At 43.7% G+C, this 9,282-nt stretch carries 8 protein-coding genes and 1 pseudogene (1 of these 9 only partly in view); 4 read left to right on the top strand and 5 right to left on the bottom strand.

What is annotated here, in order from left to right:
- Both B3R63_RS01490 and B3R63_RS01485 read left to right on the top strand, forming a co-directional pair.
- The coding region (locus B3R63_RS01490; protein ID WP_286728110.1) for a hypothetical protein at positions 1 to 740 on the top strand (740 nt) is incomplete at its 5' end.
- Positions 740 to 1,063 (top strand): RnfH family protein, encoded by a 324-nt coding sequence (locus B3R63_RS01485; RefSeq protein WP_286728109.1) that lies wholly within the window; start codon positions 740 to 742, stop codon positions 1,061 to 1,063. The genes B3R63_RS01490 and B3R63_RS01485, both read left to right, overlap by 1 nt.
- Positions 1,064 to 1,108: 45 nt before the next feature.
- Here the strand turns inward: B3R63_RS01485 and B3R63_RS01480 are convergent, their stop codons facing one another.
- Positions 1,109 to 1,507, bottom strand: a complete 399-nt coding sequence (locus B3R63_RS01480; RefSeq protein WP_005027479.1) for an outer membrane protein assembly factor BamE — start codon at positions 1,505 to 1,507, stop codon at positions 1,109 to 1,111.
- Between the two features lie 111 nt (positions 1,508 to 1,618).
- Here B3R63_RS01480 and fur point away from each other — a divergent pair, with 111 nt between their 5' ends.
- Positions 1,619 to 2,056, top strand: coding sequence for a ferric iron uptake transcriptional regulator (fur, locus tag B3R63_RS01475; RefSeq protein ID WP_005018930.1), 438 nt, complete (start codon positions 1,619 to 1,621; stop codon positions 2,054 to 2,056).
- Positions 2,057 to 2,119: 63 nt separating this feature from the next.
- On the opposite strand, the gene B3R63_RS01470 is transcribed toward fur, so the two are convergent.
- Both B3R63_RS01470 and B3R63_RS01465 read right to left on the bottom strand, forming a co-directional pair.
- Positions 2,120 to 3,238, bottom strand: a complete 1,119-nt coding sequence (locus B3R63_RS01470; RefSeq protein WP_005018931.1) for a PilT/PilU family type 4a pilus ATPase — start codon at positions 3,236 to 3,238, stop codon at positions 2,120 to 2,122.
- Positions 3,239 to 3,266: 28 nt separating this feature from the next.
- Positions 3,267 to 4,304, bottom strand: a complete 1,038-nt coding sequence (locus tag B3R63_RS01465) for a type IV pilus twitching motility protein PilT (protein ID WP_005018932.1) — start codon at positions 4,302 to 4,304, stop codon at positions 3,267 to 3,269.
- 123 nt (positions 4,305 to 4,427) lie between these two features.
- Here B3R63_RS01465 and B3R63_RS01460 point away from each other — a divergent pair, with 123 nt between their 5' ends.
- Positions 4,428 to 5,120: a YggS family pyridoxal phosphate-dependent enzyme gene (locus tag B3R63_RS01460; protein ID WP_286728107.1), complete on the top strand. Its 693-nt coding sequence runs from the start codon at positions 4,428 to 4,430 to the stop codon at positions 5,118 to 5,120.
- 59 nt (positions 5,121 to 5,179) lie between these two features.
- Here B3R63_RS01460 and B3R63_RS01455 read toward each other — a convergent pair whose 3' ends face one another.
- Complete coding sequence (locus B3R63_RS01455) at positions 5,180 to 8,782, bottom strand: AAA family ATPase (RefSeq protein WP_286728105.1); 3,603 nt, start codon at positions 8,780 to 8,782, stop codon at positions 5,180 to 5,182.
- Positions 8,779 to 9,282: pseudogene (locus tag B3R63_RS01450) on the bottom strand (exonuclease SbcCD subunit D C-terminal domain-containing protein); it runs 668 nt beyond the window's last position. Before B3R63_RS01450 ends, B3R63_RS01455 begins: the two are co-directional and overlap by 4 nt.

Raw genomic sequence — 9,282 nt, 5'->3', positions numbered from 1 at the left:
TGCAAATGATTCCGGACTTTGCTCCACATCTTGTTTTTCTGGCAATGGCAGTGGTTGCATTAATTGGCTCTTTTATTCCACGCCAGTTCCTTGTTCCTGTGACAGCTTTAGGCGTTATTATTTCACTAATTACTGCAAATACCCTAGGTACACCGGCTGCAAGCTGGCAATGGACATCAGTCGAGTTTAGCGAGTGGGGAAGTGCAACAGTACTTGCGCTTGTGGCCAGTGGTCTGGGATTGGGCTTATACTGGCAAAGTAGTTTGCCTTGGGTACAAACACAAAATGCAGTAACAGGCACCGTTCTACCGATCTGGTTTGCACAGCTAGTCGCTGTAATTGCTTTTGGGTTCTTTGTTGCTAATGGTGAGCTTCCTGTTATTGCATTGGTGATTACTGCACTAGCAGCAGCGGCATTGTTTATTCAATTTGCCCGTGAGCAGTTATTACAACGTCAAGTTGCGATTGTTCTACAATGGGCGATTTTACTAATTGCTTTATTGGTTTGGGCAATTCCAGAAATTTATTCAGCGCTAAATCTGGTATTAATGTTATGGGGTCTTATAATTTGCCTGATCTATGCCATTTTTGCTGGCTGGATCATGAAGATTAGCCATTTACGCAAATCTATGAACTTTAGTAATGAGCTGTTTTACAACTTGTGGCGTATTGCAGTGCGTATTGTTTTACCGTTATCTATTTTATTAGCTATGGTTGCGATTATCAGGCAGTTTATATAATGGTAAAGCATCAGCAAGTCTGGGTCGCTTATGCCCATCCTGAAGCACAGTTTCTGAGTGCTGTTGAGTTTACTGAGGGAATGACCGTTCGGGATGCAATAGAGCAAAGTGGTATACGGAATAAGATTGATTTACCTGAAGTGCTACAGACCGGAATCTTTGGCATAAAAGTGACTGAGATGAGCCAGCCATTACAGGCAGGAGACCGGGTAGAAATCTATCGGCCTTTAACCGTAAATCCGAAAGAGACTCGCCGTAAGCGGGCAGAAAAAAATCCGGTGGGACGTTATGCCAAAAGTAATCGCCTCAGACAATTGAAATGATATGAAAAACCCCTCATCGAGGGGTTTCTTTTTATTTTAAAGCGTCTATAGTGGGGGCGCATTTAAAATCGCTTCTCTGGAAGCAGGCAGACCAGGTTGGGATTCTGGAATAGTTTCCAGCCCTTCAATTTTGGTAACAATACCTGTTTCATTAAAGTAAATCTTTAAATGCTGGCCATGTGCCGCTGGAATCTTGGCTTTCTTGGCATAGGTTCCTGGGATATAGTTGTAAATGTAATCCCAGCGTAATGGATTCAATGGATCAGTTACGGTTGGGCTTCCAAGCAGAAAACGTACTTGCTGATGAGACATACCCACCTGGACTTTTGAAGCTTGTGCCTGAGTCAATGGCGTTCCCTGAGGGATATCAACTTTATAAACGCCCAAGGTTGAACAGCCGACAAGCAGTGAAGTGACGACTAACGTCAGCATAAGTTTTTGCATTTTGCTACACTATCCCAATTAATTATGATGCATTTGATCCAAGGATAAATCATACTGCATCTAAACTCTGTTGCATATTCCAACTTAAAATTTGTTGAGAGACCTTTTTTCATGGCTATTTCAAATCAAGATTTACGCAAAGCTGGACTTAAAGTTACCCTTCCACGAATCAAAATATTGGAATTATTAGAAAATTCAAAACAACATCATTTGAGTGCGGAAGATATTTATAAAACTTTACTCGAACAGGGTGAAGATGTAGGTTTAGCAACCGTTTATCGTGTGTTAACCCAGTTTGAAACAGCCGGTATTATCCAGCGTCACAATTTTGAAAATAGTCATTCAGTTTTTGAAATTATGCAGGAAGATCATCATGACCATCTGGTCTGCCTAAACTGTAATAAAGTAGTTGAATTTACAAATGATATTATTGAACAGGAGCAGCATAAGGTTGCTGAGCAATATAATTTTCATTTAACAGGTCACTCGCTCAATTTATATGGTTACTGTGGCGATACTGAATGCCAAGATGCTTTTCGCAAGAAATAAAATCTACATAAATACAACATATTAAAAGGGCCATGGAATGGCCCTTTTTATTGTCGTTATCGTTTATTGACCGTCAAAAGTAATATTACGTCCTGCAGCCATTAACTGACTGGCCCCTTCTTCGGACAGTTTGATTTGCAGACGTAAATCATTTGGAGCATCGGCATGTTTAAGGGCATCTTTGTAACTAATCTGACCGGCCTTATACAAATCATATAGTGCCTGGTCAAACGTCTGCATACCCAATTCACGTGAACGCTTCATCAGGTCCTTGATTTCATGTACTTCGCCTTTACGGATGTAATCTGCAAGCAGAGGGGTATTGATCAGGACTTCAATTGCAGCACGTCGGCCATTACCATCTAGAGTAGGGATCAACTGCTGGGCAATTACGGCTTTTAAGTTCAGTGATAAATCCATATACAGCTGGCTATGCCGGTCTGCCTCAAAGAAATGGACAATACGATCTAGTGCCTGATTGGCATTATTGGCATGTAAAGTTGCCAGGACCAGGTGACCAGTCTCTGCAAATGCAATCGCATAATCCATCGTTTCCCTTGAACGAATTTCCCCGATTAAAATAACATCAGGTGCTTGTCGCAGCGTATTTTTTAACGCAATTTCAAAGGATGCTGTATCAATACCTACTTCACGCTGGGTAATAATACAGCCGGCATGTTCATGAACAAATTCAATCGGATCTTCAATGGTAATAATATGACCTTTGGAATTATGGTTCCGATAACCAATCATTGAAGCAAGCGAGGTTGACTTACCTGTACCGGTGGCACCCACGAAAATAATAATGCCGCGCTTGGTCATAGCCAGTTCTTTTAACACCTGTGGCAGTTTCAGGTCATCCATTGTTGGAATCTGTGTTTCAATCCGGCGTAAAATCATGCCGGGTAAATCACGCTGCTGAAAGGCGCTGACCCGAAAACGGGCTGTCTTTTCCCGGTTAGTGATAGCAAAGTTGCATTCACGTGTATCTGCAAATTCCTGCCGCTGTTTATCGGTCATAATTGCATGAATCAGCTGTCCGACAATCTCACCAGTCAGTTTGTTTTTTGAAACCGGAACAATCTGGCCATTAATCTTCATTGACGGTTCAACATCGGCAGTAATAAACAGATCCGATGCTTTTTGTTCCATCATCAGGTTAAGCAAGTCATTAAAGTCCATGTGCTATCTCACTTAATTACATTGCAAATTACATAAAAGCTTCGGGCTGTTTTGCTGCCATACGGGCAGTTTGCGGGCTGATGACGCCTTTAGAGACTAAAGTTTTCAGGCTTTGGTCAAGTGTAGTCATACCATGGTTGGCACCGGTCTGAATAGCAGAATACATTTGAGCAACTTTATTCTCACGTATCAGGTTACGGATGGCCGGTATTCCGATCATGATTTCATGGGCGGCTACACGACCACCACCATTTTTCTTGAGGAGTGTTTGTGAAATCACAGCCTGAAGTGACTCAGATAGCATGGCACGAACCATATCTTTTTCTTCAGAAGGGAATACATCAATTACACGGTCAATTGTTTTTGCAGCTGATGTGGTATGCAGGGTACCAAATACCAGGTGACCAGTTTCTGCCGCAGTCAGTGCCAGACGGATAGTTTCAAGATCACGCATCTCACCTACCAGGATAATATCCGGATCTTCACGTAAGGCTGAACGCAGGGCTTCATTAAAGCCATGTGTATCACGGTGGACTTCACGCTGGTTAATCAGGCATTTTTTGGACTGATGTACAAATTCAATCGGATCTTCTACTGTTAAAATATGGTCATAACGGTTTTCATTAATATAATCGAGCATTGCTGCCAGCGTAGTTGACTTACCCGAACCTGTCGGGCCAGTAACCAGAACAATACCACGTGGATAGTCACAGATATCACGGAAGATTTGGCCCATGCCTAGATCTTCCATAGTCAGTACTTTGGATGGAATGGTCCGGAAGACTGCACCAGCTCCACGGTTCTGATTAAATGCATTCACACGGAAACGGGCGACACCGGGAACTTCAAAAGAAAAATCGGTTTCCAGCAGTTCTTCATAGTCACGGCGCTGCTTGTCATTCATGATGTCATAGACCAGACGGTGTACATCCTTATGCTCAAGTGCCGGCAGATTTATACGGCGGACTTCTCCATCGACCCGGATCATCGGCGGCATTCCTGCTGAAAGATGCAAGTCTGAGGCACCATTTTTAACCGAGAATGCCAAAAGTTCTGTAATATCCATAATGTCCCCGCCACCGTAAAAGAATTCTTGATTATTTTGTAGAATAATACGGCTTTCCCTCAGCTGAACCAACAGTTGAATACAGGGAATTTAAAAAAACTTGGCAAAATGAGAACTCAGTCAATGAATAAACTTCAAGATGCCCGTGATCAGGTTCTGGCACAGATTCAAGAAGCAAGCCACAAAGCAGGACGTGCAGATGACGCAGTACAATTACTGGCAGTTTCCAAAACACATCCTGCTGTCGTCTTACGTGAAATGTATCAGGCTGGGCAACGCAGTTTTGGTGAAAACTATCTGCAGGAAGCACTCGAAAAAATACACAGCCTGCAAGATTTAAATGATATTGAATGGCATTTTATCGGACACGTGCAGCGCAATAAAACCAAACTGCTGGCTGAAAATTTTGACTGGGTACATGGGGTTGACCGTCTTATTATTGCAGAGCGGCTGTCTGCTCAGCGACCTGAACAGCGAGCTGCTTTAAATATTTGCATTCAGGTTAATATTGATGGCCAAGAAAGCAAAGATGGCTGTTCACCTGAACAGGTTGCAGAGCTGGTCAAGATGATCAGTCAGCTTCCAAACTTATGCCTGCGTGGCCTAATGGTTATACCGGCACCAGGCCATACTGATGCATTTGAACATACCCGGCAACTATTTAACCAAGTGCGCACATTTCATGCCCATCCGCAAGTTTGGGATACCTTGAGTATGGGAATGTCAGCTGACCTTGAAGCTGCAGTGATAGCCGGCTCTACCATGGTGCGGATCGGAACAGCGCTATTTGGCACCCGGGATTCAGATAAAGTATAATCAGCACCGAAGCAACTATTTTCAAATCTGCCGGCAGTTTAAAATGAAGCTGCCTTATATTAACCAACAATTTGAATCCGACTGGCACCAGAGCCGACCGCTTTCACCTGAATCTGGATGGGAATACGCTCATGCATTTCCTGTACGTGTGAAATTAAGGTTACTTTACGACCTTGACCCTGTAAACGGTCCAGTGCATCCATGACTACATGTAGAGATGCTGGGTCTAGCGTACCGAAACCCTCATCAATAAATAAAGATTCGATTTTCATGGAACCTGAAGCCATGTTGGCGATTGCCAGTGCCAATGCGAGTGAGACCAAAAAGGTTTCTCCGCCAGAGAGTGACAGGACCGGCCGGACTTCGCCGTTCATGTGGTGATCAATAATAGCCAGTCCCAGACTGTCTTCAATTCGTTGCAACTGGTAGCGTGGTGCTAATGGTTGAAGCTGCTGGTTGGCATATTCGACCAGAATATCCAAGTGATGTTCCTGAGCAAGTTTTTTAAAGCGTGCACCGTCTGCACTGCCAATCAGCTCCGAAATACGGCTCCAACGGTATTCTTCCTGCTGTACCTGCACAATCTGTTTTTGAAACTGTTGCTGCTTATGCAAATTATGCTGCTGGATTTCCAGTTTTGTTCTTAGCTGATCACGTTCCTGATAAGTATGTTCTAGCTGTATTTCCAGATTTTCAAGCAAACTCTGTAACTGTTCAAACTCATGAGCCGGTTTGGTAGCAAGATGCTGTTCAAACTGTTCCTGTAGGGTATTTAAGGCAGTTTTTGCCTCAGATAAACCCCGATCATTCGCCTGAATCAGTTGACGTATTCGCTGTTCTTCTGTCGCATCTTGTAATACTAAAAACTCAATCAGTTCAGGGGAATAGTCAGGATGATCATTGAGCCAGTGTTGAACTTGGGCATATATATTCGTATATTCCTGCTGAACATGCTGTCGGGTCGCCTGAAATTGAGAAATTTTGGATTGCTGCTGCTGATAGTTTTGCTGAAGTCCTTCAAAATACTGTTGTTTTTCTAAGCAGGATTGTTCCAGTATAGAAAGCTGTTGCGTAAGGTCATCCAGCCAATGTTGGGCCTGTTCGTAAGTTTGTCCGGCAACTTTCAGCGTTAATTCTTTAACCTGTGTAACATTATCTAGACCTTGCTGCTTGAGCTGTTCCAGCTCTTGCTCTAATTGAACAATTTGCGTATTTAAATATTGATATTGAAGCTGTTGAGGCTGTAATTTTAGGTTTAGCTGCTCTAGTAAGCCTTTATGAGTATTTAGCTGCTCAAGCTGTAACAAGCGATTCTGGAAAACCTGATAAATATGCTGTGCTTCTTGAAGGCTATTCTCATGCCAGTCTGAATGTTGACTTGAAGGCAGTTTCTCTAAAATTGGAGTAGCGAGCTGTTGTAACTGCTGTGCACGGGTACATTGTGCTCGAAGCTTTTCGAGTTGCCGAACCAATTCATTATACTGCGACTGGGTCTTTTGAGTTTCTGTAATATTGAAATCAAGCTGTTCACGTACTTTAAGCTGAACCTGTTGTAGCTCTCCTAGTTTTAAAAGCAATTGTTCGGGGGGCTGTTCCCATAGAAGCTCTAGCCCGGAAAAACTGTATTTGTGCTGAAGCTGCTTTTGTAATTGCTGTATCTGTTCAAGAAAGTGCTGTTGCTGTTGCTGCAAATGTGACAGGACGGTTTCCTGTTTTAGATACTGCTGCCGGGCAGCCAGCCACTGATTTTGAGCCTCCTGTTCTTTTTGCAGATAATTTTTTTCCTGCTGTTCCTGTATAACCAGCAATGATTTCTCAAGTAAATGCTGCTGTTCACGATAAGGATGCTGCTGGCTGCCGCAGACCATACACGGTTCATCTGGCTGCAGAGCTGCACGTAACTGCTCAATATTTTCTGAAAAGAGTAGACGCTGTTGCTGTAATTGCTTCTGTAACAGTTCACGCTCTTTCTTGTCATGCTCATAAGCTGATTGCTGTTCCAGCATTGCATTGTGCAGCTCTTGAATCTCACTTTTTAATTGATGAATATTCTGGTCGAGGCTTTGATGTTCACTATAGTGTATCTGCCAGCGTTCTAGCTGGTGCTGGAGCTGTTCAAACTGATAGGTGCGTTCAAGCTGTTGCTCACGCTGCTGATACAAATCACGCAGTTTTTGTTCAAGCTGGTTGGCATCACCTGCATGTTGAACTAGTTTATGAAGTTGCTGTTCAATTGAATCCTGCTGGATTTGAAGATGGATAATTTGATCTTGCGTGTACAGTTCCGATGCCTGTTGAGCCTGAGCTATATAGGCTTTCAGGTGCTGTAAACTGGCTTGCGGTTCACTATCAAAACCGCACAATTGCTGGCTTTGTGCAAGTTGCTGCTGTAGTTGCTGCTGTATATTTTCCAGCTGCTGATATTGTTGCTGTGCCTGCTGTAACTGTTCAAGTTGCTGCTGTTGTTCAGCAGTTTTTTCCTTAAGTTTATTGCGTACCTGCGTATACTGACTCTCAATTAGCTTCCGCTGGTCCAATAACTGCTTGGCCTGATTTAAATAGGGAGCTAATTGGTTCTGACGCAGCTTTTCATCTTCTACTGCAGTTCTGGCTGCCTGACAGCTTTTTTGTGCTGCCTCATACTGCTCACAAACCTGCTGGAACAACTGCTGGTGTTGAGAAATTTGTTTTTCAAGATTCTGCAATTGCTGCTCACAGCGTTTTTGCTGAAGCAGGACTGGACGAATGGAGGCGAACTGCTCAAGCTGTTGTAAACGCAGGCGCTGTTCAACCAGCTTCTGGTTGGCATCCAGCTGGACCTGATAAAACTCCTGCTTGGCCTGTATCTGGGTGTAGAGCAGGTTGTGATTCTTATGCCATTGCAGTTCATTTCTTAAAATCTGGCGCTGTTGCTCAAGTTGCTGCACTTGCTGTTGTCGTGCTTTATATTGATCTTCGAGTTGCGCCATCTGTTCAGTACTGAGCAGCTCTACATGGCCAAGCAGCTCATTTAATTTTTCTCGCTGTACCCGGACCATTTTGGTCCGTTCAAACGCAGCCTTACCCACCAGACTGAAAATATTGGAATTGGTCAGGTATTCCAGCAGGTCAGCCCGCTCATTGTCTTTGGCTTTTAAAAACGCTCCAACTTCTGACTGCGCCAGAAGTACGGCCCGGGTAAACTGTTCAAAGCTCAGACCAATCAGCTCCAATACCTGTTTATCACACTCTTTAGCCTTGTCTGTAAGCATGTTGCCATCAGTGACACAGACCAATGCACGCTGCACTGCCTGTAATTTACCTTCGGCATGTCCGCGTGCACGTTTTAATTCCCAGCGGGCAATATAGCGTTTCTGATTCTGGGCGATGAACTCAAGCTCACTATAGGCATGGGCTGTTCCTCGCCGCAGGATATTGAGGGTTGAATCAATCTGTACGTCTTGGCCGCTGACGTCCTTGAGCTTACCTTCATGGGTTTTTAATCTGGGAATTTTATTAAATAATGCCAGACACATCGCATCCAGCAGGGTCGATTTTCCTGCACCTGTGGCGCCAGTAATAGCAATCAGACCAGCATGCTGTAGAGGGTCAGCCTCAAAATCGATTTCCTGTTCACCCGCCAAAGAAGCCAGATTCTGGAGTTTTAGACGTACAATTTTCATGTATTATCCGCCGTTTTCACTTTATGTTCTGACTGCTGTGCATCTTGCAGTAGTGCTATAAAATCTTGCTTGACCTGTTCATCCTGGCTATAGCCCATTTTCTGCCATAACTGTTCAAAGAGCTGTTCAGGGGTTGGCGGTGCCAGATCAATTTTAGATGCATGAACTTCAGATGAACTCTGTTGTAAATATTTCCGGCTGATCCGCACCAGCCGATAGCGCTCGGGTGGGAGCAGATCTTCAATTTTTTTGCGTAAGTCATGTGGAGGGGGAATCAAGCTATAATATTCAATATCAAGATAATCACGCTGGTCGATATCAGAAATTTCTCCTGCAGGTAGTAAGGTTAGCTGCGTTAATACCTCATCGAGTTCACCGCTCAAGCGGTGTAGCTGTACAGTACGCGGAATATAAAGCGGATTCATCTCGAGTCTATTCTCAGATAGAGCCGGATCAATATTGACCTCAAGTACCTGATGTTTATAGTTGAGTTCGCTAAA

Origin of the sequence: Acinetobacter sp. UBA1297, from assembly GCF_002307755.1 — a bacterium.
Taxonomy (GTDB): Bacteria; Pseudomonadota; Gammaproteobacteria; order Pseudomonadales; family Moraxellaceae; genus Acinetobacter; species Acinetobacter radioresistens.
The sequence above is the reverse complement of the archived record's forward strand: the minus strand, read 5'-3'. Positions and strand labels throughout refer to the sequence as shown.

Excerpts from the sequence above, each read along its gene's own strand:
- fur (WP_005018930.1), top strand. The coding sequence starts at position 1,619 with ATGGCTATTTCAAATCAAGATTTACGCAAAGCTGGACTTAAAGTTACC.
- B3R63_RS01480 (WP_005027479.1), bottom strand. The coding sequence starts at position 1,507 with ATGCAAAAACTTATGCTGACGTTAGTCGTCACTTCACTGCTTGTCGGC.
- B3R63_RS01465 (WP_005018932.1), bottom strand. The coding sequence starts at position 4,304 with ATGGATATTACAGAACTTTTGGCATTCTCGGTTAAAAATGGTGCCTCA.
- B3R63_RS01455 (WP_286728105.1), bottom strand. The coding sequence starts at position 8,782 with ATGAAAATTGTACGTCTAAAACTCCAGAATCTGGCTTCTTTGGCGGGT.
- B3R63_RS01460 (WP_286728107.1), top strand. The coding sequence starts at position 4,428 with ATGAATAAACTTCAAGATGCCCGTGATCAGGTTCTGGCACAGATTCAA.
- B3R63_RS01470 (WP_005018931.1), bottom strand. The coding sequence starts at position 3,238 with ATGGACTTTAATGACTTGCTTAACCTGATGATGGAACAAAAAGCATCG.
- B3R63_RS01485 (WP_286728109.1), top strand. The coding sequence starts at position 740 with ATGGTAAAGCATCAGCAAGTCTGGGTCGCTTATGCCCATCCTGAAGCA.